Annotated in this window: 25 protein-coding genes, 2 tRNA genes and 1 rRNA gene; 2 read left to right on the plus strand and 26 right to left on the minus strand. The window is 39.2% G+C overall.

Annotation, left to right across the window (positions count from 1 at the left end; translation table 11 throughout):
* The 20 genes from G3O09_RS18250 to spoIIE form a co-directional block, all read right to left on the minus strand.
* Positions 1–89: ribosomal RNA gene (locus G3O09_RS18250) — 16S ribosomal RNA — on the minus strand; the annotation flags it as partial.
* A gap of 377 nt (positions 90–466) precedes the next feature.
* The gene (gene lysS / locus G3O09_RS18255) at positions 467–1,951 is read right to left on the minus strand and encodes a lysine--tRNA ligase (protein ID WP_163102884.1); all 1,485 of its coding nucleotides are present in this window, start codon (positions 1,949–1,951) and stop codon (positions 467–469) included.
* A gap of 315 nt (positions 1,952–2,266) precedes the next feature.
* Complete coding sequence (dusB, locus tag G3O09_RS18260; protein WP_163102885.1) at positions 2,267–3,265, minus strand: tRNA dihydrouridine synthase DusB; 999 nt, start codon at positions 3,263–3,265, stop codon at positions 2,267–2,269.
* Positions 3,266–3,319: 54 nt separating this feature from the next.
* Positions 3,320–3,529, minus strand: a complete 210-nt coding sequence (locus G3O09_RS18265; protein WP_163102886.1) for a helix-turn-helix domain-containing protein — start codon at positions 3,527–3,529, stop codon at positions 3,320–3,322.
* Entirely contained in the window at positions 3,481–4,008 is a 528-nt protein-coding gene (gene folK / locus G3O09_RS18270; RefSeq protein ID WP_163102887.1) for a 2-amino-4-hydroxy-6-hydroxymethyldihydropteridine diphosphokinase, read from the minus strand. The genes G3O09_RS18265 and folK overlap by 49 nt, the downstream gene beginning before the upstream one ends.
* Positions 4,008–4,370: a dihydroneopterin aldolase gene (gene folB / locus G3O09_RS18275; RefSeq protein ID WP_163102888.1), complete on the minus strand. Its 363-nt coding sequence runs from the start codon at positions 4,368–4,370 to the stop codon at positions 4,008–4,010. Before folB ends, folK begins: the two co-directional genes overlap by 1 nt.
* Positions 4,363–5,136 (minus strand): dihydropteroate synthase, encoded by a 774-nt coding sequence (gene folP / locus G3O09_RS18280; RefSeq protein ID WP_163102930.1) that lies wholly within the window; start codon positions 5,134–5,136, stop codon positions 4,363–4,365. Before folP ends, folB begins: the two co-directional genes overlap by 8 nt.
* Before the next feature lie 83 nt (positions 5,137–5,219).
* Positions 5,220–6,107: an aminodeoxychorismate lyase gene (pabC, locus tag G3O09_RS18285; protein WP_163102889.1), complete on the minus strand. Its 888-nt coding sequence runs from the start codon at positions 6,105–6,107 to the stop codon at positions 5,220–5,222.
* Positions 6,100–6,693 (minus strand): aminodeoxychorismate/anthranilate synthase component II, encoded by a 594-nt coding sequence (pabA, locus tag G3O09_RS18290; RefSeq protein WP_163102890.1) that lies wholly within the window; start codon positions 6,691–6,693, stop codon positions 6,100–6,102. The genes pabC and pabA overlap by 8 nt, the downstream gene beginning before the upstream one ends.
* A complete protein-coding gene (locus G3O09_RS18295) occupies positions 6,677–8,125 on the minus strand; it encodes an anthranilate synthase component I family protein (RefSeq protein WP_163102891.1) in 1,449 nt (482 codons plus the stop codon). The genes pabA and G3O09_RS18295 overlap by 17 nt, the downstream gene beginning before the upstream one ends.
* 302 nt (positions 8,126–8,427) lie before the next feature.
* Positions 8,428–9,357 (minus strand): cysteine synthase A, encoded by a 930-nt coding sequence (gene cysK, locus G3O09_RS18300; protein WP_163102892.1) that lies wholly within the window; start codon positions 9,355–9,357, stop codon positions 8,428–8,430.
* 198 nt (positions 9,358–9,555) lie between these two features.
* The gene (locus tag G3O09_RS18305; RefSeq protein WP_163102893.1) at positions 9,556–10,449 is read right to left on the minus strand and encodes a peptidyl-prolyl cis-trans isomerase; all 894 of its coding nucleotides are present in this window, start codon (positions 10,447–10,449) and stop codon (positions 9,556–9,558) included.
* A 17-nt stretch (positions 10,450–10,466) separates the two neighbouring features.
* Complete coding sequence (gene hslO, locus G3O09_RS18310) at positions 10,467–11,345, minus strand: Hsp33 family molecular chaperone HslO (protein ID WP_163102894.1); 879 nt, start codon at positions 11,343–11,345, stop codon at positions 10,467–10,469.
* Positions 11,346–11,367: 22 nt separating this feature from the next.
* The gene (locus G3O09_RS18315) at positions 11,368–12,147 is read right to left on the minus strand and encodes a type III pantothenate kinase (protein WP_163102931.1); all 780 of its coding nucleotides are present in this window, start codon (positions 12,145–12,147) and stop codon (positions 11,368–11,370) included.
* A 165-nt stretch (positions 12,148–12,312) separates the two neighbouring features.
* A complete protein-coding gene (gene ftsH / locus G3O09_RS18320) occupies positions 12,313–14,358 on the minus strand; it encodes an ATP-dependent zinc metalloprotease FtsH (RefSeq protein WP_163102895.1) in 2,046 nt (681 codons plus the stop codon).
* Between the two features lie 109 nt (positions 14,359–14,467).
* Entirely contained in the window at positions 14,468–15,019 is a 552-nt protein-coding gene (gene hpt, locus G3O09_RS22595; RefSeq protein ID WP_240338487.1) for a hypoxanthine phosphoribosyltransferase, read from the minus strand.
* 24 nt (positions 15,020–15,043) lie between these two features.
* Positions 15,044–16,435 carry a tRNA lysidine(34) synthetase TilS gene (gene tilS, locus G3O09_RS18325; protein ID WP_240338488.1) on the minus strand — a complete coding sequence of 464 codons (1,392 nt, stop codon included), beginning with the start codon at positions 16,433–16,435 and terminating at the stop codon, positions 15,044–15,046.
* A 115-nt stretch (positions 16,436–16,550) separates the two neighbouring features.
* Positions 16,551–17,534 carry a protein kinase domain-containing protein gene (locus G3O09_RS18330; RefSeq protein WP_338048421.1) on the minus strand — a complete coding sequence of 328 codons (984 nt, stop codon included), beginning with the start codon at positions 17,532–17,534 and terminating at the stop codon, positions 16,551–16,553.
* A complete protein-coding gene (locus G3O09_RS18335) occupies positions 17,500–18,237 on the minus strand; it encodes a VWA domain-containing protein (protein ID WP_163102896.1) in 738 nt (245 codons plus the stop codon). Before G3O09_RS18335 ends, G3O09_RS18330 begins: the two co-directional genes overlap by 35 nt.
* A 73-nt stretch (positions 18,238–18,310) precedes the next feature.
* Entirely contained in the window at positions 18,311–20,800 is a 2,490-nt protein-coding gene (gene spoIIE / locus G3O09_RS18340; RefSeq protein WP_163102897.1) for a stage II sporulation protein E, read from the minus strand.
* Between the two features lie 739 nt (positions 20,801–21,539).
* On the opposite strand from spoIIE, the gene G3O09_RS18345 reads away from it, so the two are divergent.
* Together G3O09_RS18345 and G3O09_RS18350 are read left to right on the plus strand one after the other, a co-directional pair.
* Positions 21,540–21,616: transfer RNA gene (locus G3O09_RS18345), tRNA-Met, on the plus strand.
* 9 nt (positions 21,617–21,625) lie between these two features.
* Positions 21,626–21,697, plus strand: a tRNA-Glu gene (locus G3O09_RS18350).
* A gap of 190 nt (positions 21,698–21,887) precedes the next feature.
* Here the strand turns inward: G3O09_RS18350 and G3O09_RS18355 are convergent.
* From G3O09_RS18355 to yabN, 6 genes are all read right to left on the minus strand, one after another.
* Positions 21,888–22,337, minus strand: coding sequence for a S1 domain-containing RNA-binding protein (locus tag G3O09_RS18355; RefSeq protein WP_163102898.1), 450 nt, complete (start codon positions 22,335–22,337; stop codon positions 21,888–21,890).
* 86 nt (positions 22,338–22,423) lie between these two features.
* Positions 22,424–22,804 carry an FtsB family cell division protein gene (locus G3O09_RS18360; RefSeq protein ID WP_163102899.1) on the minus strand — a complete coding sequence of 127 codons (381 nt, stop codon included), beginning with the start codon at positions 22,802–22,804 and terminating at the stop codon, positions 22,424–22,426.
* 4 nt (positions 22,805–22,808) lie between these two features.
* Positions 22,809–23,447: a spore cortex biosynthesis protein YabQ gene (yabQ, locus tag G3O09_RS18365; RefSeq protein ID WP_163102900.1), complete on the minus strand. Its 639-nt coding sequence runs from the start codon at positions 23,445–23,447 to the stop codon at positions 22,809–22,811.
* Positions 23,444–23,752 carry a sporulation protein YabP gene (yabP, locus tag G3O09_RS18370; protein WP_163102901.1) on the minus strand — a complete coding sequence of 103 codons (309 nt, stop codon included), beginning with the start codon at positions 23,750–23,752 and terminating at the stop codon, positions 23,444–23,446. The genes yabQ and yabP overlap by 4 nt, the downstream gene beginning before the upstream one ends.
* A 57-nt stretch (positions 23,753–23,809) precedes the next feature.
* Positions 23,810–24,082: an RNA-binding S4 domain-containing protein gene (locus G3O09_RS18375; RefSeq protein WP_163102902.1), complete on the minus strand. Its 273-nt coding sequence runs from the start codon at positions 24,080–24,082 to the stop codon at positions 23,810–23,812.
* Between the two features lie 15 nt (positions 24,083–24,097).
* Entirely contained in the window at positions 24,098–25,567 is a 1,470-nt protein-coding gene (gene yabN / locus G3O09_RS18380) for a bifunctional methyltransferase/pyrophosphohydrolase YabN (RefSeq protein ID WP_163102903.1), read from the minus strand.
* Between the last annotated feature and the right edge of the window lie 31 nt (positions 25,568–25,598).

The following is a 25,598-nucleotide window of genomic DNA, read 5'->3' on the forward strand; positions in this document are numbered from 1 at the left end:
AAAGCAAGCTTTTAAGATGTCCGCTCGACTTGCATGTATTAGGCACGCCGCCAGCGTTCGTCCTGAGCCAGGATCAAACTCTCCAAAAAGTGTTTGACTCGCTCATAAAATGTCTTATTTAAAAGACTTAAATTTAAACGTTGACGTATTGTTTTGTTTAGTTTTCAAAGAGCAATTAGAACAGCTTTTTAATATTACCACCGACTCAACTTTGAGTCAAGATGTTTTTTTAAAAAGTATTTCGTTCTTTTCGTTAAGTTGTTTTGTTCTTAACAACAGATATAAATATAACACCATATCGAAGTGGGCGCAATAGCTTTTTAAAAAGTTTTCCTGAAATAATTTATGTTATAAAATTCCGACAAAAGAACTTAATTAAAGCTAGTGGTAATTACATCTCTTATCCGAATATATCAAAATAAAAAAGCCTGGAAGATAATATCCTCCAAGGCTTCCACTCAAGCTATTAACGATGACGCATTAATGGGAATAACAATACATCACGGATAGAAGGTGAGTTAGTTAACAACATAACTAAGCGATCGATACCAATGCCAAGTCCACCTGTTGGAGGCATACCGTATTCTAATGCTTCGATGAAATCATCATCCATTTCATGTGCTTCATCATTACCTTGTTCTTTTTCCTTCATTTGAGCTTCAAAACGTTGACGTTGATCGATAGGATCATTTAACTCTGTAAATGCATTCGCATGTTCACGCTGAACGATGAATAATTCAAAACGGTCTGTGAATCGAGGATCTTCCTCGTTTTTCTTAGCAAGTGGAGAAATTTCCACTGGATGACCGTAAATGAATGTAGGTTGAATCAGCTTGTCCTCAATTTTTTGCTCGAAGAATTCATTAACGATATGGCCAAATTCCATATGCTCAGTAATCTCTACTCCATGCTCTTTTGCAAGTGCTTGTGCTTCTTCCTTCGTCATTTGCTTCCAGAAGTCAACACCTACGTACTCTTTAATCGCATCAACCATATGAAGTCTCTTCCATTCAGGTTTCAATTCAACCTGATGTTCGCCATATTGGACAGTAGTCGTACCTAATACTTCTTGAGCAATATGAGCAATAAGATTCTCCGTTAAAGTCATGATGTCACGGTAATCCGCATACGCCTCATACAATTCAATCATCGTAAATTCTGGATTATGTCTTGTAGAAACACCTTCATTACGGAATACACGTCCGATTTCATAAACCTTTTCAAGACCACCTACAATTAGACGCTTTAAATGCAGTTCAATTGCGATACGCATGAACAACGGCATGTCTAATGCGTTATGATGCGTAGTGAATGGTCTTGCAGAAGCTCCACCTGCAATCGCATGCATCATTGGAGTCTCGACTTCTAAGTAGCCGTGGTTATCTAAGTATCTACGCATAGATTGAATGATTAAACTTCTTGTAATAAAAGTCTTTTTGCTTTCCTCGTTCGTGATAAGGTCTACATAACGTTTGCGGTAACGCTCTTCCACATCTTTAAGACCATGGAATTTGTCAGGTAACGGACGAAGAGCTTTCGTCAAATAAGTGAAGTCAGTAGCTTTAATTGAAAGTTCTCCAACTTGCGTTTTGAATACCGTACCAGTAACCCCGATAATGTCCCCTAAATCAGCTGAATCGAAATCTGCATAGTTTTCTTCACCGATAGCATCTTGGCGAACATAGATTTGGATTTGGCCTGTAAGATCTTGAATATGAGCAAAGCCTGCTTTCCCTTTTCCACGCTTAGTCATAATACGGCCAGCGATAGTAACGGCAACCTTCTTTTCTTCTAGGTCTTCTTTAGATAATTCTCCATATGCCTCAAGAATTTCTTTCGCATGATGTGAACGATCAAATCTTTTACCGAAAGGATCTTTTCCTGCATCCATCATGGATTGCATTTTGTCACGTCTTACTTGTAACTGGTCATTTAACTCTTCATGACTCATTAAATTTCACTCCCAATTTCTTTTATATATGTAATCACATTAAACATCGTAATAATTGACACTTATCCATTTTACACAAGCTACTAAGATAAAACATCAATTTAAAATGAAAAAAATCCACATCAACAAAAACAGAATATTCTAATCATTTTAGTTTTTACAGAAACATTGGCAATTGCTTAATGCTACCTTACCCTCTAGTATCCCTACCTTAAATTACACCTTAAGATATAAATATGAAATGAATAATATAAAAACTGCCAGATTCCCTGGCAGTTTATTTACAGCGTATTATAGAAAAATTCAAAATCAAAGTCAACCAACCACTTGAGTTTCTTCATTGACTTCATTTTCTTCTACTAGAGAGTATAGAAGGTTAACTAGGTCATCCCTCGTATTACATTCATTAATGCCATTACGCACCTTCGCATTTCCACGTACACCTTTTAAGTACCATGCAGCATGTTTACGCATTTCACGAACGGCAACATTTTCATTCTTTAAGTCAATAAGGCGGTCCAAGTGAAGGACAGCAACATCCATCTTTTCACTTACGGATGGCTCGTCCATTAATTCCCCAGTTTCTAGATATTTTACCGTACGATAAATCATCCATGGATTCCCAAGAGCTGCACGTCCAATCATGACACCATCTACACCAGTTTCATCAAGCATACGTTTAGCATCCTGTGGAGTTTGGACATCACCATTTCCGATGATTGGGATGTTTACAGATTGTTTTACTTCGCGAATGATATCCCAATTCGCTTGTCCTTCATACATTTGAACACGTGTTCTTCCATGAAGAGATACTGCTTTACCGCCCGCACGTTCTACTGCTCTAGCGTTTTCCACAGCAAAAATGTGGTCTTCATCCCAACCCATACGCATTTTAACAGTTACTGGCTTATCAACAGCGTCAACAACAGCAGAAACCATTTCATAAATTTTGTTAGGATCTAGTAACCACTTTGCACCCGCATCACATTTTGTGATTTTTGGGACGGGGCAACCCATATTGATATCGATAATGTCCGCATTCGTATTGCGATCAACAAAACGAGCCGCTTCCACTAAAGATTCTCTTTCCCCACCAAATATTTGTAAGCTTAGAGGTTTTTCTCTTTCATCAATGTAAAGCATATTCATAGTCTTTTCATTTTTGAAGATAATCCCTTTGTCGCTTACCATTTCCGCACAAACTAGCCCTGCACCAAATTCCTTTACAGTAAGACGGAATGCTGAGTTACAAACACCAGCCATTGGAGCAAGGACAACAGGGTTTTTCATGGTGATATCTCCAATTTTCAGCACAATATTAACTCCTCTTTATTTTAAAATAATTTATATATTAAATGAATTGTCTTCTTAATTTTCTTTAGGGTTAAGCTCTCCTAGAGGTACATCGAGCATTTCTGCTACTTCTGTCAAAAATTTATCAGAAGGCATACGGTTTCCTCTTTCGACCTCACCTAATAAAGAAACAGAAACTCCAAGTTCTTTCGCAAATCCTTCTTGCGTATAACCTTTCAACTTTCGAAAGGCACGAATGCGTCTTCCCCATTTTTCTGCTTCCATATTCGAACTCCTTCTTTCTCTGGCATGTTCTCTAACAATGATGTTAGCGGTAAATCCATCGTCGGAAGCTTGATGTTCGATTCAATTTCCAATAAAGGTATAAGGACAAATGCTCGCTCATGCATCCGAGGATGAGGAATAGAAAGATTATCCGCTTCAATATTGTCTAGATTATACAACAAAATGTCAAGGTCTATGGTTCGAGGACCCCACCTAATTTCCCTTTTTCTCCCAAGTGACTCTTCAATAGATTGGCAACTTACTAGCAATTCTTCAGGTGAATGATCCGTTTCAATCTTCACTACAATATTCAAGAAATTTCCTTGATCAGTATACCCAACCGGTTCCGTTTCATAAATCGAAGAGATGTCCGTAACAAGAATATACTTATCTTCACGCAGTAATTGAACTGCTTCGTTTAAATATTGAAACCGATTTTCTATATTTGTTCCTAATGACAAAAAAGCTGTTGACTTCATTACCCTCTACTCCTCGAGATCTCAATGGCTACAGATTTATAGTGTCCAGGAATAGGAGGATCTGGCTTAATGACTTTGACTGTACAGCTTTGCACTTTTGAAAATCTTTCTAAAATCACTTCGGCAACTTTCTCTGCGACTGATTCTATCAGCTTATATGGTTTGCCTTCAACGATTTCCTTACAGGTAAAATATAGTTCACCATAATTAATAGAATCGTTTAAGTTATCACTTTTTCCAGCTTTGGATAAATCAGCATCCACTGACAAATCGACTTTAAATCGTTGCCCCAGCTTCGTTTCCTCAGGGAACACTCCATGGTAACCATAAAACTCCATTTCATTTAAATAGATTTTATCCAATAGAATCACCCTTCCCAACCAGAACATCCATCACTTTTGCCATACGTGATATTTCTTTCACATCATGAACGCGCATGATGTGGCATCCTTTTTGAATCCCATAACATACAGTTGCCCCTGTACCTTCCATCCGCTCTTGTGGTGGCAAATCCAAAATCTGTCCAATCATGGATTTCCGGCTTGTCCCGAGTAATACAGGATAACCTAAAGACACTAAATTATCTAACCCTCTCATCATGTCTATATTTCCTGCAAAGTCTTTTGCAAATCCAATGCCAGGGTCTAAAATGATATTCTGATCCTTCACACCTGCTGATTTCACCAACTCGATGCTTTGGTACAAGTCATAAAATGCATCACGCAAGAAAACATCATATTCCATTCCCTCACGATTGTGCATTAATATAATCGGTACATCTAACTCCGCTGCTACCTTTGCCATATTCGGGTCCGCTTTTGCTCCCCACACATCATTGATAATATGTGCCCCAGCTTTCACCGCACGCAACGCGACCTCAGCTTTATATGTATCGATGGAAATTGGCACAGAAACCTCATTAGAGATTGCTTCGATTACAGGAATGACCCGTATCAGCTCCTCTTCTACCGACACCCTTTCAGCACCTGGACGTGTGGATTCGCCACCTATGTCAATAATGTCAGCTCCGTCTTTTACTAACTGCTTGGCACGAGCTACAGCTGCCTCCACTTCATTGAACTTTCCCCCATCAGAGAAAGAATCCGGTGTTGTATTCAAAATCCCCATGATAAGGGTTTTATTCTGATAATCAAGTTGATACGGTCCACACTGTATGGTTGTTGAAGGTTCCCTCACAATAAAACTCTCCTTTACTCAGCACAATCATTTGGGTATTCACTCATTGTAAAAAGCTGTTCTCTTAGTGTTTTATATTTCCTAAACAATAATGCCGTGATAACACCTTGAACTCCGTTAAATTCCTTTACTCCTTCTAAACGGTCAATCGCGACGATTTCTTGAATGGAGTTGGTAATAAACATTTCATCTGCTTCTAGTAGGTCGTCGAGCAAGTATTCTCCTTCTTCTACCAGAATGCCATGTTCCATTGCAAGATGGATGACAAACTGTCTTGTAATCCCATTTAAAATTCCGGTTTGAATGGCTGGGGTGTATAAAACGCCCTTTTTCACCCAGAATATATTTGAAACAATGCCTTCTGCCAAGTTTCCTTTTTCATTCAAGAAAATCCCTTCGGCATCAACCCCAGCTCCCATCTCTCGCTTAGCAACAATATTGTTCAGGTAATGATGGGATTTCAAACGGAATGCCGTCTCTGGGGTATTCCTTCTTTGCCTCAATAGGATCGCTGTTTTACTACTCAATTGCTCCGTGGCTACAGGTAAAGAATTCATAAAAATCATGACATTAGGGTTAGTATACGGTTCAGTCTGCAAACCAATAGGTCCATCTCCCGCTGACACATTCAACCTCACTCGAGCATTTTCAAATCCATTCTTATTTATCAGTTCATTCAGTAGCTCTGACATATCCTCTATTGAAAGTGTTAGCTGAATGTTTAACTCCGATAAAGCCACTTGCATGCGTTTTAGATGTTCTGCTAATAAAAAGGGATGCCCATTGTATAGACGAAAAGTTTCAAACACTCCTAATCCATATAAGAAACCATGGTCAAATGGGGAAATAGTTGCTTCATTCTCGGGGATGATTCTCCCGTTTAAATACATCCACTTATTCATTCGTAATTTGTTCCGCTTTCGTATAAAATCCCACAAAATTACGTAGTAACTGTTTTCCATTCTGCGTCATGATGGACTCTGGATGGAATTGGACCCCTTCGACTGGCAACTCCTTATGGCGGATGGCCATGATTTCTCCCTCTTCAGTCCAAGCTGAGATTTCAAAGCAATCGGGAAGCGTTTCTTTTTTCACGATTAACGAGTGATAACGTGTGGCAATAAAAGGATTTGGCATCCCTTCAAATGTCGTTTTCCCATCATGGTATACAGGAGAAGTCTTTCCATGCATGAGTCGCTCGGCAACGATGACGTCTCCTCCGAATGCTTGTCCGATAGATTGATGTCCTAAGCAGACACCGAAAATGGGGATCTTCCCAGAAAAGTGACTGATGGTTTCCAGACTGATACCCGCCTCATTGGGACTGCAAGGCCCAGGTGAAACCATGATGATGTTTGGATGTAACTGTTCTATTTCTTCGATAGTGATTTGGTCGTTTCTCTTTACAACTAATTCTTCACCCAGTTCGCCTAAGTATTGAACTAGGTTATAAGTAAAAGAATCGTAATTATCAATCATGAGTATCATCGCTGTGACCTGCCTTTCGATACTTAGAATCTGCTTGTTCCTTCGCTCTCCATAACGCTGCTGCTTTTTTCAAAGATTCAAGATATTCATACTTCGGATTAGAGTCTATGACGACCCCTGCCCCTGCTTGAACATGGCCCATTCCATCCTTAGCGAGCATGGTACGGATAACAATATTCAGTTCCATTTCACCTGAATATCCAATCCAACCAATGGAACCTGTATATATGCCCCGTCTTACCGGCTCTAATTCTTCTATGATTTCCATCGTCCTTATTTTAGGCGCACCTGTAATTGTACCTCCTGGAAAAACTGCTTTGATGACGTCATACTCATTTTGTCCATCGGCAAGTTCTCCCCTCACATTGGAGACAATATGCATAACATGGGAATATTTTTCAATCACCATGAACTCATCAACCTCAACCGTACCGAAACGGCAAACACGTCCAAGGTCATTTCTTTCCAAATCAACAAGCATTACATGTTCTGCTCTTTCTTTCTCATTATCAATCAATTCCTTTGCCAAGCTTTCATCTTCTTCGGCATTAGCACCCCTTGACCTTGTCCCAGCAATTGGTCTTGTGCTGACATCAAGCCCTTTCTTCTTAATAAGAAGCTCAGGTGAGCCACTCACGATTTGAAAGTCAAGGGTTTCAACATAAGACATGTATGGAGATGGATTCAATTTTCGGAGTTCTTCGTATATCTCAATGGGAGAAGCCAATAAGGGCTTTGACTGTCTGACTGATAAATTCACTTGGAAAATGTCACCTTTAGAAATATAGTCTCGAACTCTTTCTACTGCATCCATGAATTCATTTTCCGTCATGGAAACTGTTAGTTCATCATTATCTACAACAATTTCTTCAGACATAAATTCTAGGTCAGCACGACTGGTCCATTCTTCCCTAACATCCGATTCCATTCGATTCAAAATTTCTTCAGCAATGTCCACTTGATCCTCGACACCTGTATACAGGAGCCACAGTGTTTTATTTTCATGTTCATAAGCTAGTAATTCGTCAAAAACCATGAAATAAATATCTGGTGTTAATAAATCATCCGTTGTAAGGCTTGGTAATTTTTCAATATAACGAGCATAATCATAGCTAATGAACCCCATGGCTCCACCTTGGAAATCTGGAAGTGATTCGTCTTGTATCACATTCCTTGATGCCATCCACTCTTTCATCAGAAGTAGAGGTTCTCCCTCCTGTCGGATAGAATGATCCTTCTCTGTGATGATTAATTCATTATCCTTACCTTCTAGGACAGCGACTGGGGAAATTCCAGCAAAAGAATACTTCCCACCTCTCCCACTTTCGAGCAGAATATGGTGTGATTTTTGTACAGATAAAGCTAGATATATATCAAAAAAATCTCTTTCGTTCATGGAAATGGCTCGACTAAACACTTTTCTTTTTTTCACTATGTCTGCACCCCTAAAAACAACTTTGTCATTATATGTTACAAGGAATTCTCCTCTTTAGTATCATGTCATATATTCTCACCATTCGACAACTACAAATACAAACCGGTAGGATGTACACATTAGAAAATTCGCCGATTGGCGAGCATAAAGGTGAAGACAGAGGAGGAGTATGTTGCACTTTTACTTCCACTCCTGAATTTGACCACTACGTTGCCTTTCTACGATTTAACCAATTTATAGTTTCTTACAATACAAAAGAGCATCCACCGCTTCGATGGATGCCCTTTTCTATGAAAAAATTATTCTTGTTCGAATTGATACAAAGGTGTACTTAAATAACGTTCTCCATTACTTGGGATAATGGCCAGGACTTTCTTTCCTTTGCCTAGCTTTTTCGCAACTTGTAAAGCAGCAGAAATCGCAGCCCCTGATGAAATTCCACCTAAAATCCCTTCTTCTCTTGCGGCACGACGTGCAAATTCAAACGCCTCTTCGTTTTTCACTTGAATAATTTCATCGTAAATGTCCGTGTTCAATATATCAGGAACAAATCCTGCTCCAATTCCTTGGATTTTATGAGGTCCTGGTTTTCCACCAGACAGCACTGGGGAATCAGCGGGTTCCACTGCAACAATTTTGATACTTGGAAAAGCTTCTCGTAACACTTCGCCGGCTCCAGTAACCGTACCACCTGTTCCGATTCCTGATACGAACGCGTCAAGTTGCTCTCCCATTTGCTCGACAATTTCTTTACCAGTCGTATTGCGATGGATTTCTGGATTCGCTTCATTCTTAAACTGCTGCGGCATAAAATAGCCATTTTCCTTAGCTAACTCTTCTGCTTTACGGATTGCTCCGCCCATCCCTTCAGGACCTGGAGTTAACACAAGATCGGCTCCATATGCTCGCAATAAATTACGACGCTCTAAGCTCATAGTTTCCGGCATGACAAGAATCGCTCGATATCCTTTGGCTGCAGCGATCATTGCTAAACCGATTCCAGTATTCCCACTTGTAGGTTCAATAATTGTATCCCCAGATTTCAATACCCCAGATTTTTCAGCGTCCTCGATCATAGCTAATGCAATACGATCTTTGACACTACTTCCAGGATTCATATATTCGAGTTTTAAGTAAACATCCGCGCTGTCAGTATCCACTAATCGGTTTAATTTTACGATAGGTGTTTGACCTACTAATTCTGATACCGAATTTGCAATACGTGCCATAGTATCCTCTCCCTAATACCAAGTAATTTTATGGGTTTTAATTCAATTTACTGCTTACTTTCTAAATTGTCAATAAATTCAGCTTGTCCCTCGAAAAAAAGTAACCGTCCGAAAAACTACTGTTAGTATATTCAATTCATCGTCAATAAGTCGTATAAAAAGAAAAAGCAGCCTCGGAAGGCTACTTTGAATGGAACGTCATTTTCCATAATACCAATCGACTTTTTGTTCATCCCAGAAAAAATCCGGGGAGGCTGGCTGTTCCATTTGATCCATTGCGACCTGTCTCCGAATTTGATCCTTCACATCATCGTAAGAATATTTCTTCGGCTTTATTCGCTCATGAAGGTACAAGATGGCATAACCATTTTCCACTTTAATGATATTGCTCCATTTACCTTTTCCTAACTTACTGGCTTGTTGAAAGTACTCGTTCGGATATCTTTCATTGGCAGCCGATATAAAACCGATATCCCCACCGTGATTGGAGGTAAAATCATCAACTGATTTTTCCATAGCGAGGAGGGAAAATGTAGCGCCATCTTTTAGCTCATCAACTACTTTTTGAGCTTCTGCCTTTTGTTTTACCACTATATGTGAAAGGTGAAGGGTTTCAGGAACTTCAAATGTCTTTTTATTATCTTCATAATACTTTTTTATGGTCTTTTCAGGAATATCCACGTCTTTGGTTAAAAGCTTTTCAAGGAGAATGCTCGTCTTAAGCTGCATTCTCCATTTCTCTTCATTTTCTAATTGTTGCTGATCAAACGATCCATACATGGTCTTCAGTAAGATAAATTCACGATCGAGTTCTTGGTCAGATACTGTTACATCATATTTCTTGGCAGTTTCTAAGATGACTTTTTCATCAATCATTTCTTTTAGTACTTCTTTTCCATAACGATGTTCCAGTTCATTTATCCATTCTTGCTGTGAAATCGTTTCCTTACCGATGGTCGCAACCACATCTTGTTGGTCATCAGAATGAAATACTTTATCTGAAGCGAAGGGCTTTATTGCAAAGAGTAAGATAGTCATCACATTCAAAAGGATAAGGCCGATGACTGTAGACCATAATCGTTTGTTAGTCAAAGCTTATCCCCCCAAAGTCATTTCGCATCTTTTTTTAGCTCTTCTAATTCTTCTCTAGAAAATTGGTATTTTTCATTACAGAAATGACATTGGGCTTCAGCAGACCCTTCATCATCAATGATTTCTTGAATCTCCTGTGTCCCAAGGCTCACTAATGCATTAGAAATTCTCTCTCTAGAACACTGACATTGGAATTGAATCGGCATTTTTTCTAGTATTTGAACATTCCCTTTTCCAAGGAGCTCTTCTAATATCTCTTCAGGGGTTAGCCCCTTTTGAATCAGCTTAGAAATTGGAGGGATGGTTTTTAAACGTTCCTCAATTTGGGTAATCGTTGCATCTTCTGTTCCTGGCAGTAACTGAATAATAAATCCGCCAGCAGCCAATATGGAGTTATCAGGATTCACTAGTACTCCAACACCCACTGAAGAAGGTACTTGTTCTGATGTGACAAGGTAGTACGTAAAATCTTCTCCAATTTCACCAGACACAATGGGAATTTGACCTGTAAAAAAGTCTCTTAATCCTAAGTCCTTGACTATGGTTAGCATCCCATCCGTACCAACGGCTCTACGAACATCTAACTTTCCGTGTTGGTTCAAGTCGAAATGTGTTTGAGGATTAGTCACATACCCACGAACTTCCCCTTTGGCATTGCTGTCTACAAGGATTGCGCCGATTGGTCCGCCACCTTCAATTTTGATAGTCAGTTTATCATCGCCTTTTAACATGGCACCTAACATCACACCAGCGGTCATCGTTCTACCAAGTGCTGCAGATGCCGTCGGCCATGTCCCATGTCTTTGTTGGGCTTCTCCCACAGAATTAGTAGAAGTAACCGCATAGGCACGAACCTGGCCGTTATAGCCAAGGGCTTTTATTAAATAGTCATTCATAAAATAAACTCCTAACTGTAATTTATTTCTTGCTCGACTCCATATTGCGTTGATAAATCAGTTTCAATCCCTTCAAGGTCAAGAAAGGGTCGACAACATCAATCACTTCGGATTCCTTAGAAATTAACGTCGCCAATCCTCCTGTTGCAATGACAGTTGGCTCTTTCTTACTTTGCGCTTTCATCCTTGCTACAATTCCTTCAACTTGTCCTACATAACCAAATAGGATTCCTGATTGCATCGCTGCCACTGTATTCTTTCCGACCACTTCTTCAGGGCGCGCTATTTCAATACGGGGAAGTTTAGCAGCCTTGGAATAAAGAGCTTCAGTTGAAATACCGATTCCTGGAGCGATAGCCCCACCCATATATTGTTTCTCTTCATTAATGTAACAATAGGTAGTTGCGGTACCAAAATCGACAATAATTAATGGATGTCCGTATTCATGGATTCCTGCAACGGCATTCACAATACGGTCAGCCCCAACCTCTCTTGGGTTTTCCAACTTGATGTTCAAGCCGTTTTTTATTCCAGGACCTACTATTAGCGGTTTAATACCGAAATATTTTATACACATGCGTTCCAGAGCAAACATAATTGGAGGCACTACCGAGGAAATAATAATACCATCAAATTCTTTAAAGGATAGTCCTACATGCTCAAGAAGAGATTTTATTATCATGCCAAATTCATCTTCAGTCTTATTTCTACTTGTCTCTATGCGCCAATGATGCTTTAGATGATCTCCTTCATAAACTCCCAACACAGTGTTCGTATTTCCAACGTCCAATACAAAAATCATTACAATCACCACTTTGCCTAAATTCTTAATCATCTATCTTACATTCTTTTTTAGTTAACATTACAGAATAAATAGGACCTTCACTATTTTCCATCCACATCATAACATAATAACGGTTTTTCACGAAGAAAAAAACGACCTCATATGAGATCGTTTTCAGTAGTTTTATTCTTTTTTCTCATCATTATTAGGATTGATAGGATTTTCAGGGTGCCCCTCTTGGATAGGTGGAGTCACAAGGTCTTCCCTTTTCTCCTTAATTTCAGGAGTACGCTCTTCCACTACTGGAGGTTCAACCGCTTCCTTATCTTCCTTACTTTTGATGTTCACTTTCACATCGTCTAGCTCACCATTCAGAGCTTTATAAGAACGCTCTGGTAGTTTACCATGATCTGCTAGGTGCTTGATTTGTTCTGCATCCAATGTTTCAACTTCAAGTAATGTGTTCGCAATGATATCTAGCTTATCACGATGTTCAGTTAGAATCTTTCTTGCTCGCTCATAACTTTCTTTGATAATACGCTGGATTTCTAAATCAATGTCATATGCAATTGCATCTGAATAATTTTGGTCGTTGTTGAAGTCTCTACCTAAGAAAACTTGGCCGCCTTGAGACTGTCCAAATTGAAGTGGTCCTAGTTTATCACTCATCCCGAATTCAGTAACCATTCGTCGAGCGATTCCAGTTGCACGTTGGAAGTCATTATGTGCCCCAGTACTTACTTCACCGAATACAATTTCCTCCGCCACACGGCCACCTAGTAGACCTACGATTTTGTCCAACAATTCCGGCTTAGTCATGAAGAAACGATCTTCTTTCGGAAGCATAACCGCATAACCACCTGCTTGACCACGAGGAACAATGGTAACTTTATGAACAGTTTCTGCTTCATCCAACACAAGACCAATGACAGTATGACCAGCTTCATGGAATGCAACAATATTACGTTCCTTTTCTGAGATCACACGGTTTTTCTTAGCAGGTCCTGCAATAACACGATCGGTTGCTTCATCGATATCGGACATATCGATTTTCTTTTTGTTTCGACGAGCCGCCACTAGGGCTGCCTCATTCAATAAATTCTCAAGATCAGCTCCAGAGAATCCTGGTGTACGCATTGCAATGGCTTTCAAATCCACTTCATCTGCAAAAGGTTTATTTCTTGCATGTACTTTTAGGACCGCTTCACGACCTTTTACATCTGGACGGCCGACTGTAACTTGACGGTCAAATCGTCCTGGACGAAGAAGGGCTGGGTCTAGAATATCAGGTCGGTTTGTAGCTGCGATGATAATGATTCCTTCATTTGCACCAAAACCGTCCATTTCAACTAATAACTGATTCAATGTTTGTTCACGCTCGTCATGGCCACCGCCTAAACCAGCACCACGCTGACGACCGACTGCATCAATTTCATCAATGAAGATAATACAAGGTGCGTTCTTCTTAGCGTTTTCGAATAAGTCACGTACACGTGAAGCCCCGACCCCAACAAACATTTCGACGAAGTCTGAACCTGAAATCGAGAAGAAAGGAACGCCTGCTTCTCCTGCTACTGCACGTGCAAGCAATGTTTTACCTGTACCTGGAGGACCTACTAATAGGACCCCTTTAGGGATACGAGCCCCTACTTCAGAGAATTTGCGAGGATCTTTTAAGAATTCAACAACTTCAACAAGTTCTTGTTTTTCTTCATCAGCGCCCGCAACATCTTTGAATCGCGCTTTTTTCTTTTCATCATTATAGAGTTTCGCTTTGCTCTTTCCAAAGTTCATCACTCGGCTTCCGCCACCCTGTGCTTGGTTCAGCAAGAAGAAGAACAAGATGAATATAATGATGAACGGAATAATTGAAGTAAAGAAAGTCATCCAACCGTTTGTTTCATCGGCAGGTTTAATATCTTCTTTAATACTAACACCTGACTGTTTCGCTGCAGCATCAATGCGACTTAATGCTGTATCACTAATCGTTACGTATGTTAGGAAAGATTTCCCTTCTTCATACCCTTTTAATTGTCCTCTAATTTCATAGACATTTCGTTCAGGCTTTAAAGAATATCCCGTAACGTCACCTTTTTCTAAGTAACGGAAAAACTGGTCCTGCGTAATATTTTCAGTAGGCTCATTATTATTCGTAAAGATGCTTACGATTCCAATAATGACCAAAAATATAAGTAAATAAAAAATCGTATTACGGAAGATCCGATTCATTCCTTACCTCCTCCCACAATGAATAAACTATATTAAATAGTATCATAGCAAAACATGGTAATACAATAATTTAACATCCCTACAAAAATGTAGACAAAATTGGGATGTTTTATTCCTTATTTGAATAAATTTCTGGCTTCAATACTCCAATGTAAGGAAGGTTGCGGTATCTTTCCGCATAATCAAGTCCATAACCTACAACGAATTCATCAGGCACGATAAAACCTACATAATCTGCTTCGATGTCAGCCTTTCTTCCTGATGGCTTATCCAATAAAGTCACAATCTTAATGGATTTAGCTTTGCGATAACGGAAAAGCTCCACTAAATAGCTCAATGTTAGTCCACTATCAATAATATCTTCGATAATCAAGATATCACGACCTTCTACTGAGGTATTCAGGTCTTTGATGATTTTGACTTCCCCAGTAGATACAGTGGAATTCCCATAACTAGATACATCCATGAAGTCCATTTCCAAATGAGTGTCCACACGTTTCAATAAATCTGCCATGAAAGGCATTGCACCTTTAAGGACCCCAATTGCTAAAGGAAAACGATCATTGTATTCATCTGTTAGTCTTGTTCCAAGCTCAAGGATTTTTGCTTGAAGTTCTTCTTCACTAATTAATACTTTCTCAATATCATTCTGTAATGTCATGTTTATAATTGCCCCCTAGAAGACCTACTCTTTTAAATATTTTAGACATATGAAAGACTTTAGCTTTTCCACGTTTTGATCCACCGGTGATTTTTTAAGTCCCGGAAGCCATATGATGTTGCCATCGTCATCTTCTACGATTGGCCACACTTCTCTTTCCACTAAAGGGATTTTTGCATTGATAAAAATATCCTTTAGCTTTTTGGAGCCTTCCAACCCCTTGACCTTCATCCGATCGCCATCTTTCTTGGTTCGCACCCTTAATGGGAAACAATCAAAATCAACTGGCAATCTTAATATGTAATTACTACTTTGGATAAAATTTTCTTCTTCTATATATTGTGCTGTAATTTTATATCCATTCGGAAGAAATATGTATCCTGGGATTTGTAATAATAAGGAATAAGGCTGCGCTAAGGTATCACCAAAGGAGAAGGTGCATTCATCATATGATTTTTTGGCAATGATTCCTTCTGGCAAATGAATTTCACCAGATGGATGAGTATTGCGGAACATTTCCAACAAATGTTCGATATGTATGGCGGATAAGGCTTTAGGTCTTTCAATGTAAAGATAGTTTAATATTAGTTGAATAGCTCTCCTTTGTAAAGGTTTAGGCACTATGAGCAAAGGCTGCAGGGCAATCACAACCCGATTTTCACCCTTCTCTACTATGATGTCCTGTAACTGTTCCTCTGCTTGTAAAAGTAAAAATTGTTCATCTTCCAACAATTCTTCACTAAATCGTTGAAAATGTTGATGAACTAGGGCATTCTCCTGCTTTAAAAATGGTAATACATGTTTTCTAAATCGATTCCGCACATATACTTCCTTTTCATTACTGGGATCGATTCGAGGGAAAAGGCCGTTTCTTTTACAATAATCCAGGATTTCTTCTTTAGTCACAGAAATAAACGGCCTAAATAATTCGCTGTCGTGGAATGCTCGTTGGATTGCCATGCCTGCACGCGCGGTCCCTGTTGCCCCTCTCGTCCATCTCATCAACATGGTTTCCATTTGGTCATCTCCATGATGACCAAGTGCAAGCTTATTCAACGAATGAAGATCCATAACATTTCTATAAAATTCATACCTGACATCCCGGGCTGCAGTTTGGGAGCTTTTACCCGTTTCCTTCATATAACTAGTTACATCAATACGTTTTGCCTCAAATGGAATGTCCCAAGCTTCACAAATACCCTTTACAAACAATAGGTCTCTGTAAGACTCTTCCCCCCTAAACATATGATCGACATGTGCACAAACTAAATGGATGTTGTACTGATTTCTTAATTTAAATAAGAAGTGCAACAGAGCCAATGAATCTGGCCCCCCAGACACACCCACTAAAATTCGGTCTCCCTCTTGAATTAAGTGATTGCTTTTGATGAACTTGATTGTCTTATGTTCTAGCATTCTTTTTACATCCCTTTTCAATGGGTTACCCTTTTTATACGAAATAATAACCTAAAGGTTTCAATTAATTTTTCTTTTACTCATTTTACTTTATCCTATATGATTTACCAATGTTTCAGCTTAGAATCTGCATATAAATGTACAAAGCATAAAGAAATGATACGACGAGCAAAATGACGAACGTTTCGATGTATCCTGTGCTCTTACGTCGCACCTGTTTCTGTTGGATTCGCGTAGCACTTCCATTCGCATGTGCTGGCTTTGGTTTTGAGATAGATTTTTTAGGTCTAGATTGGTTATTAAGGGTGTTAAAAAGGTCTTTTCTCATGTCAGAAGCTCGTGTATATCTTCCTCTCAATGCACTTTCCAGAATATCTTTATAGGGATGTAATTCAGTCTTTCTATCAACTGCATTCATAAGCATGGGAAGGTTATCGCTTCCCTTTTGAAACCGATTTGGATAGGCCGAATTAATCATAACCATCGCCACTGCAAATAAATCATAACTCGGTTCCGCCTTACGAGAACCAAGACCCCAATATCCCCTGTCAAAAAATTCTGTAAACTCTTTAACTGATCTCCCGATAATGGTGGTCCCTCCGACGTCAACGCATCGAATTTTAGAATGCGGCTGGGTCACAATTAGATTTTCTGGTTTTATGTCCCCAAAGATCCATCCATTGGAATGTAGTTCATCTAGGCTGGCAAGAAGTTGTAACATCAGGACTCCAGTCCAACCATGACCCTTTTTTTGTATGAAAGGGAGGAAGCTTTCTCCTTGAATGTATTCCATTACATAGAAAGGTAAAATCTTACCATTGCGCACCCAATCATCAGCTTCTATAAAAGAAGGTCCAAGGGCTGATCCCTGGACCTTTGAGAAGGATTTGAGAATATTCATTTCAGACGTGATACTCGCACTGTTATCGCTGATTTTCAAAGCTACTAATTGCCTGTCTTTTTCAGCGAGATATACGATGCCGTTCGCACCGTATCCGAGTTCCTTTAAGACCTTATACTGACCTTTTTTCCACTTCCCATGGATGATGCTACCCGGCGAAATGTTACACTGATTCCTCATAGTATTGTTCATCATCATTAGATAACAATCCCCTTAAAGAATGTTTTTTGCCGAAATAATGAAGCGCTTCCTGGATGGCAGGACCTGTTGGGGTAATCCCCCCAGTAGATAGTTTCGGAAAAATTTTTGATAAGGATTCCAGTTTCGGAGTCCAGTCTAGCAATTTTTCGACATCATCATGTTTCCCGGGAAATACAAACACGGAAAATTTATTGTTCCCAATTCTAGCATTTAGGCTTAATGACAAATCTAAAAGAGATTCTTTCACAGTAGGAAGCTTATGTTTCATGCTTGCACTTGTATCAACGAGGATCAATACCTCTAAATCAGAAGTCTCACCTAACTCATCGACCACTTCCATTACTTCCCCTCTTTTTTCAGGAGGAAGCTCCTCTATTGAGGTAGAACGCCCTAGAATTTGTTGGAGTTCTTTATTCACCACTCCCTGTATGGTTTGAGTCATTGCTTTTCTGGTAACCATTTGCACTGTCTGCGATAATTGTTCGGAGTAGACCACCTGGCTAACTCCCCCTCCAGAAGAGGCTATAGCTTCGATCTCTTGCATACCTTTTTCATCAATAACATCCTTCTCCATCACACCTATGACATTTACCGTTAATCCTTGCTCTCTTGCCAGTGCTGCCATAGCGGCAGGATCTGCTCCTTGGTTCGAGCATCCATCAGTAATCAGTAAAATTTGACGCAATGTACTTTTTTTCATAAAATCTCCCCTCCACTATTATTCTGTTACCATCTTCGACTTGTTGGAGGGAATTTATACTAGTTTTCTTGATTTAAATAGCTAATTTTTTGCTTTTGGTTTTCTTACCTCCGCTGACAGATATAGAAGACCATTTTGGGGTATTGTGTTTGATTTTCGCGACAACAATGGTCATGTCATCATCAATTTCCCCTTTTGTACGTATCACTTCCTCCAAGATAAGATCTGCCACTGCTTGAGGTTCATTCGTTTCAAGATCCTTTATTTTTCTCTTTAACCAATACTCCACGTTTTCCACATGGTTAGGTCCTTCAAAGATTCCATCGCTCATCATAATTAGTAAGTCTTCTGCCTTCAACTGCTCAGAAACGACATCCACATCAAACTCTCTCATGATTCCCATCGGTAGATTACTAGATTCAATTTTCATGATTTTATCCCCGCGTTTAATGAAACTAGGAATTGAGCAAATCTTCAGAAATTTAACCTTAGCATCCTGTAAGTCGACCATGGCTAGGTCAAGTGTTGAAAAGATTTCATCCGTCGTCCTTAAAGACAAAACGGAATTGACTGATTTAATTGCGATTTTCTCCTCGATTCCTGACATCAGTATTTTTTGTAACAGCTGTAATGTTTCCATACTTTCAACATGGGCGCGTTCTCCATTCCCCATCCCGTCGCTAATTGCGATTGCATATTTACCGTTCCCTAACTCCATCGTGGTATGGCTGTCCCCTGAAACAAACCCTCCTCCTTTTGCAGCATGTGCGATTCCTGTTTCCACTACAAAACGTTTCGCAGATTTAAAATTCACATGACAGAAACCATTTGGAAAGGCTGCGCACTCCTCAGATTGAACAACAATCGTTTCCCCTAGAATATCTGATAGCATTGGAGCAACCAGTTTCTCGCATTCTCCCCTTCCTTGGCAAAATGGGATTGACATATCTATATCTACATTTCCTTGTTCAAGACTGTATATTTCAACATTTCCGATTTGAATACCGAAATCCTGAATAGCTTCTAAGATTTGTTCCTCCTGTAAGTGGTGGTTTTTTCGTTCTCTTTGTATTTCTTTTGCAAAGTCCTCCATGACCTCTGAAACACCGCGTAATTGTTCGGCTACCAATCTTCTACTTTCTTGTACTTGGCGCTTTAGTTTTTGGTTCGCTTGATAAAAAGTTAGCTCCTGCGAAATGGCATCGATTACTTTCTGTCCTCTAATACATTGTTTGTTCCATTCCCGATTCGTTTTTGAAGAAATCTGCCCCCCATTATCCCCTAGCTGGATCATAATTTCCTTCATTCCATCATAGGTACCATTAAAATTCTTAGCCCAGCAGTAATTCTTTTTTGAGCAGGTCTGACACGTTTTTTCAGTAACATTGCTTAAGAAATAATCAAATTCCCGATCCTCGTCATCATTTTTGGACCATTCATCCATTTGTGAGAAACTATTAGATAAAGCTTCAAAAACATTGGAAAACTGCGAAACTCGTTGAGCTGTGACATCTCTCATTTTTCTCATGTAAACCTGTTGTTCGTTGGAATATTCCACAGTGCCTGGAATATGCCTCGCAATTTTTTCAATTAAAATGGTAGGCGTTAACATAAACAAGACAATGGCACCACAGGATTCATAGACTGTAATCATGATATTGGTACTACCTTCTCCATAAAGACCAATTAGAACAGTGGCAATCATTAAGCCTAGTGAAACACCAATCTTTTTCCCCTCTTTTAACAATCCCCCTAACAATCCTGAAAAAGCCAATAAACTCATTTGGTAAAGTGTCGCAACACTTGCGAGACTAAAAATAAGTCCGGTCACTACACCAACTGTAGATCCAATAGCTGCACCTGCTGCCAAAGAAAACAGCAAAACAAGATAACGTGAAAGTATATGTTCGAATGACAGGTCATAAAACGTCCATCCGATTGTTCCCGTCATAATTGAAGCCATTAAAATAATGACACTGACCACTTCCTCCGTTTTTAAGGAAGTCACTTTTTTACGGATAGCGAGAAGTGGGATGCATTGAATGAAAATTAGGGTTAAAATAAGTGCCAATCCGCTTTCAACTGCAATCATCATTGCATCATACATTTGAATATCTCTGTACAAAATGTATTGTTTCGCTACATTGGTGAGAGAAAGTGAAAGGAAAACATACAATGACATAACTTGCACTTGGTTAACTATCGAAGGTCCTCTCACTTTATAAAGCAACATCACCAGTATTGCTCCAACAAACATGACTAGCCCATTTGAAAAATCTACCGTTACTGCTCCCGCTATTAATCCAATTAATGCTAGCGGAGCACGATCTCTCCTCATTAAGTAAACTGCCGCGAAAAACGGGAGGCCAAAAGGAGCAAGTTGGGATAAAATTAAGGCTCGTCCTAATAAAAAACCAATAATGGTTAGGAGAAAGCCCCTTTTCACAAAAAACTCTTCCACTTTATTTTGGACCGTTCCAACCCACTTGGTTGCATCTGCGCGAGCTTCTTTTAGGTTAATTTCTGCCATTGGCTCTATTAGATTCCGTTCTACTTTTTCCAAACCTACCACTCCCATCTCTAGTAATAGTTGTTTTTTATTATAGTAGGAATGATAGTGGGAATTTGTCGCAATATAGAGGGGCATATGGAAAAACGTTCGACGGAATTCTTTCCAAAATGGCAAAAGTGAACATTAATAGTCTTTATTTAGTTCTTAAATTTCATGATTGGTGCTTAATACGAAATTTCCGAGGGAGAAATTTGGCAAATGATAGGAGAAAAAGGAGTTCGATTGGTGGAATAAAAATATAAAAAGGCTCATTTCGTATAGATTGTTATTTTTATGTTGTGTAGTTTGTCCGTTGATTGCAGCGAGAGGTACTTGCTTTCCGCGGGGGAGGGTGGGAGCTTCCTCGGCGTTACCGCCTGTGGGGTCTCCCACTTCCCTCTATTTCCCGCAAGAGTCAAGTGCCCTCCGCTACTATCAAATCAGACTTTTAAAATAAAGTTTACTAAAAAAGCAATAAAGTTTACGAAACAACCTATAAAAAAGAAATAATGAAACAAAAAAACTACTTTTCAACGAAAATATAACGTTGACAAAAACTATCGTGGTATGTAAGATATAACTTGTGCTCTTTAAGGGTACATCCTAATTTTATTTGGCGGCGTAGCTCAGCTGGCTAGAGCGACGAGCGACGCTTCATGAATAATCTTCGAGTTGTCCGTTCGAACCGCTTCTTGGACTAGCTTTCTGAGATAAGGACATACGGTTTTAAACTTCGAGCGTAAGTTAATTTGGCGGCGTAGCTCAGCTGGCTAGAGCGTACGGTTCATACCCGTGAGGTCGGGGGTTCGATCCCCTCTGCCGCTACCATATTTTATTGGCCCGTTGGTCAAGCGGTTAAGACACCGCCCTTTCACGGCGGTAACACGGGTTCGAATCCCGTACGGGTCATCAGAAAAGGCGACAGTCAAAGCTTATTATTAATAAAACCCCATCAGGTGAGAATCTGATGGGGTTTTATTTGTTTATTAAACATCCTTGCTCTCTTTCGTAAAACATAAAAGACAAGCAGTTAGCTTGTCTTTTGATCATTTATAATGTAATAGGAAAAACTGCTCGATCTATTTTTCAGCAGCAAGCATTATCCGCGACGGCCGCCTCTACCGCCTCTTTTACTTTCCGTGTTACGTTTAAGGGAAGAAATACGATCTTCACTATCTTTTAAGAAACGAGACATTTTTTGTTCAAATGTTTCTTTTGTATGGAAGTTACCCTTTGAACGGTTATCTCGTGAGCGATTATCATTTCCTCTACCCTGTCCTTGACGTGGGCGTTGTTGTGGTGGTGGTTCTGGACGATCTTTGGCTTTCTTTATAGATAAACCAATTTTACCGTCTTTCTCCACATTGATGACTTTCACTTCAACTTGGTCGCCGACCTTAAGATGCTCGTTGATGTCTTTTACGTAATTATCTGCAACCTCACTGATGTGAACAAGCCCTGTTAGACCTTCAGGTAGTTCAACGAACGCCCCAAAGTTCGTAATGCCTGTTACTTTTCCTTGTAACTTGCTGCCTACTTCGATTGACATAAAAAAAATGTTCCTCCTTAAATATTCAAAAAATCATACTTACTCTATATTATAGCTGTAGGAAAAAAACAGTGTCAATAAGAGTCCTAGTCTTCATCTGATTTTGGAAGATTAAATATAATTTCTCCTTTATTAGACAAAAAATAGTCTCTTCTGGCAATTTTAGCAATATATTCATCATCATTAAGCTTAATGATCTCTTCTTCTAAAAGAGTCTGCTTCTTTTCTAGCTTCGTTAATTCTTTTTCCAAGGTTGCTTTTTGTTTTTCTTTTTCATCTAATACTGCAGCTTGTGAGATTAAAGTGGAGACTGCCAATACTGAAAGAGCAACCGCGAAAGTGCCGAAAAATACAAGACGTCTAAATAATCCTTTTCGTTTTTTGGAGGATGCTTGTACTTTGGATATTTGCTGGTTAACATATGGGGTTTCCATCTTGGTGACTTTTCTTTCTCGTAGGCTTCCCATCTTCTCACTCCTTTTTCCATTTATTCTTTATCCATTGTAACCTATTAATAAAAGTTTTCTGTAGTTTCTTATAAAATCCTGCAAGATATTTACAAAACCTATCGACTCTTTTTGTAACATATTTCGGCAATAGTTTCCATATAATTTTCAAAATCCACCATATAGGTCTTAAGACTACCCTTATAATAGATAATACGACTCTGAAAATTAGCTTCACAAGGGTATAAAGACCCTTTAAAATCTTGATTGTCAGGAAATAAGTTATTTTTATTAGACCTATAATCGGACGGACTAATAATATGGTAATGATTTTGACCAGTAACTTAAACAAAGAAATGACAAACTGAATCATCCATTCTAAAACACTCATATATAGCTTCTTGAATAGGGCTTGATAGGCTGCAAATCCGCAAAGCAAAGCAAGGAAAAGATAAAAGCGCAGTTCCCCCTGATTTACTAGGAATAAAACATAAAAGATTATCAAACCCTGAACGAGCCAAAATAATAAATCATGGATGAATACAATCCACCTTTTACGCTTGCTTCGTTGTAAGAACCTATTATAAGTATCCAAGGCAGCACCGAAGTAACTGCCCATAGCGATCATAGATATTAAAGTGTAGAATTGGATGGTGAGTGTCATTTGAACAACTTGCTAAAGAATCCTTTAGCCTTCTCCCCAGATTGCTCATCTAAGTATACAAGGTCAAAAATTTTACCTTTTATAGATACAATACCTTTATCGACATCTAGGTTTTTCATTTGAAGGTTTTGACCTCTAATGGATAAGAAACCCATATTGGTCTCAAGCAAAAACTCTTCATTATCAAAGCTTTCTACTTGTCTAACTCCAGTGATGTCCAATAGTCTTCTGCCTCTCATGACCACATCATGCTCTTGAACCGGGCCTTTTGCTGCATTTTGTCCTGTATCATAATATTGGCTCATTCTCCATTCCCCCACAATACAAACAGTTTGTACAAGTTTATGTGTGAGGGAAAATTTTTAGAACAAGCCTTCTTCTTGGATTCTTTCTTCCTTTACTATTGTATACATATCTGCAGCGTCTTCTTTTTTCGTACTTTCAATTAACTTCTCGATTTGAACCGTAACCAGCTTTTGACCGAACTGGACGATCATTTCATCTCCAACCTTTACGCTTGTACTCGATTTCGCTGGTTTACCATTAATCTGGATTCTGCCTTTGTCTGCAACTTCCTTTGCCAACGTTCTTCTTTTAATTAATCTGGAAACCTTTAGAAATTTATCTAATCTCATATGTATTCTCCTTTACTACAACCCTTTTTGTTTCGCTTCATCCCAGAATGCATCTAATTCATCTAACGTGAAGGCTTCAAAAGGCTCTCCACTTTCCTGCACTCTTTGTTCAACATGTCGAAATCTCTTTAAGAATTTTTCATTTGTACGATGAATGGCTTCTTCAGGCTGGATGGAATAATAACGGGCAATATTTACTAAAGCAAAAAAGATGTCCCCTAGTTCAGCCTCAAGCTTTACATGTTCTACCTCTTTATTCCGCATTTCCTCTTCAAATTCCTTCATTTCTTCCTTTACCTTTTCCCATGCTGGAGCAACTTCAACCCAATCAAAACCTACTTTTGCAGCTCTTTTCTGATATTCTGCCGCAATCATTAACTTAGGCAATGATTTTTCTACTCCTTCAAGTAAAGATGATGCCTTTTCTGATCCTTTTTCTCTTTGCTTAATTTGTTCCCAGTTTGCAATAACGTCATTTTCATCTTCAACCTGAACTGTTCCAAATACATGAGGGTGCCTTCTTACCATTTTGGCTGAAATGCCCTCGATGACATCAGAGATGGAGAACATTCCTTCATCCTCCCCGATTTGGGCATGGAGCATGACCTGCAATAGTACATCCCCCAATTCCCCTATCATCGCTTCATCGTCTTCTTCATTAATCGCATCTATGAGTTCATAAGCTTCTTCTATTAAATACTTCTTTAGGCTGCTATGAGTTTGCTTTTTATCCCAAGGGCAGCCATTTGGGCCTCTCAGCTCCGCAATGATTTCACGTAACTTCGCAAACTCTTTATAAAAATGTTTCTCTTCTTTTACAGGTGGAACGTAAACACTCGTCAAGTTGCTAAGCTCCATATTATGGTCCAATTCAAAAAGAGGAACATGGACGATCTGTTCTTTGGAGCTTCCCGCTGCCGTTACTAGGAACACTCCATGGTCATCAGGATATTTTTCCATAAGGGTCAGCTTTACCTCTGAAGCGATGAAAGCATCATACACCTGTCCGATAATCAGATGTTGAGTCATAACAATTTCATCTCGTTTCAGCTCTGTCCCATCTAATAATTGAAAGCCTTCAATTGGATCGACTTTCACGGATTGAAACAAGGGGTCTAAGAAGCTCTGCCCACCTTCAATTGCGATTTGAACGCCCCGATCTTCTCCTTTTTCTAAAAGGAGCTGCACTGAACGTTCTGCAACCATCGGGTGACCGGGTACAGCATAGATGACATCCTCAGTCTGAGACCTTTCTAATAAGATTTCTGAGATTTCCTCATATACTTTTGGAAAAGTATCGTGCTTTTCATATACAGAGTCAAAACTTGTGAACTTCATCCCTTCGCTTTCCAGTTCCACTATGACCGGATGGTCTAATGTGCGTACGTAGCAATGAGAACTGTTGGTTAGTTTCCGATAAATTCCCAATGGAAGTTGAAGCAGGTCCCCTGCTCCCAAACCAACGATTGTAATATTTCTCGCCATTTTTTTCATCTCCATGCAAATATATTTTAAA

The organism is Peribacillus alkalitolerans, from assembly GCF_010882125.1.
Classification (GTDB): domain Bacteria; phylum Bacillota; class Bacilli; order Bacillales; family DSM-1321; genus Bacillus_BN; species Bacillus_BN alkalitolerans.

Bases quoted from the DNA above. Each gene is read 5' to 3' on its own strand.
- tilS (WP_240338488.1), bottom strand. From the start codon at position 16,435: ATGCTAGAACATAAGACAATCAAGTTCATCAAAAGCAATCACTTAATT.
- yabQ (WP_163102900.1), bottom strand. From the start codon at position 23,447: ATGACACTCACCATCCAATTCTACACTTTAATATCTATGATCGCTATG.
- yabN (WP_163102903.1), bottom strand. From the start codon at position 25,567: ATGGCGAGAAATATTACAATCGTTGGTTTGGGAGCAGGGGACCTGCTT.
- pabC (WP_163102889.1), bottom strand. From the start codon at position 6,107: ATGAATAAGTGGATGTATTTAAACGGGAGAATCATCCCCGAGAATGAA.
- cysK (WP_163102892.1), bottom strand. From the start codon at position 9,357: ATGGCACGTATTGCAAATTCGGTATCAGAATTAGTAGGTCAAACACCT.
- yabP (WP_163102901.1), bottom strand. From the start codon at position 23,752: ATGAGCCAATATTATGATACAGGACAAAATGCAGCAAAAGGCCCGGTT.
- hslO (WP_163102894.1), bottom strand. From the start codon at position 11,345: ATGAATGACTATTTAATAAAAGCCCTTGGCTATAACGGCCAGGTTCGT.
- lysS (WP_163102884.1), bottom strand. From the start codon at position 1,951: ATGAGTCATGAAGAGTTAAATGACCAGTTACAAGTAAGACGTGACAAA.
- pabA (WP_163102890.1), bottom strand. From the start codon at position 6,693: ATGATACTCATGATTGATAATTACGATTCTTTTACTTATAACCTAGTT.
- G3O09_RS18355 (WP_163102898.1), bottom strand. From the start codon at position 22,337: ATGTCAATCGAAGTAGGCAGCAAGTTACAAGGAAAAGTAACAGGCATT.
- G3O09_RS18375 (WP_163102902.1), bottom strand. From the start codon at position 24,082: ATGAGATTAGATAAATTTCTAAAGGTTTCCAGATTAATTAAAAGAAGA.
- G3O09_RS18330 (WP_338048421.1), bottom strand. From the start codon at position 17,534: ATGATGATGAACAATACTATGAGGAATCAGTGTAACATTTCGCCGGGT.
- folP (WP_163102930.1), bottom strand. From the start codon at position 5,136: ATGGGGATTTTGAATACAACACCGGATTCTTTCTCTGATGGGGGAAAG.
- G3O09_RS18360 (WP_163102899.1), bottom strand. From the start codon at position 22,804: ATGGGAAGCCTACGAGAAAGAAAAGTCACCAAGATGGAAACCCCATAT.
- folK (WP_163102887.1), bottom strand. From the start codon at position 4,008: ATGAAGTCAACAGCTTTTTTGTCATTAGGAACAAATATAGAAAATCGG.
- ftsH (WP_163102895.1), bottom strand. From the start codon at position 14,358: ATGAATCGGATCTTCCGTAATACGATTTTTTATTTACTTATATTTTTG.
- G3O09_RS18265 (WP_163102886.1), bottom strand. From the start codon at position 3,529: ATGGAAGCAGAAAAATGGGGAAGACGCATTCGTGCCTTTCGAAAGTTG.
- G3O09_RS18335 (WP_163102896.1), bottom strand. From the start codon at position 18,237: ATGAAAAAAAGTACATTGCGTCAAATTTTACTGATTACTGATGGATGC.
- hpt (WP_240338487.1), bottom strand. From the start codon at position 15,019: ATGACATTACAGAATGATATTGAGAAAGTATTAATTAGTGAAGAAGAA.
- G3O09_RS18315 (WP_163102931.1), bottom strand. From the start codon at position 12,147: ATGATTTTTGTATTGGACGTTGGAAATACGAACACTGTGTTGGGAGTT.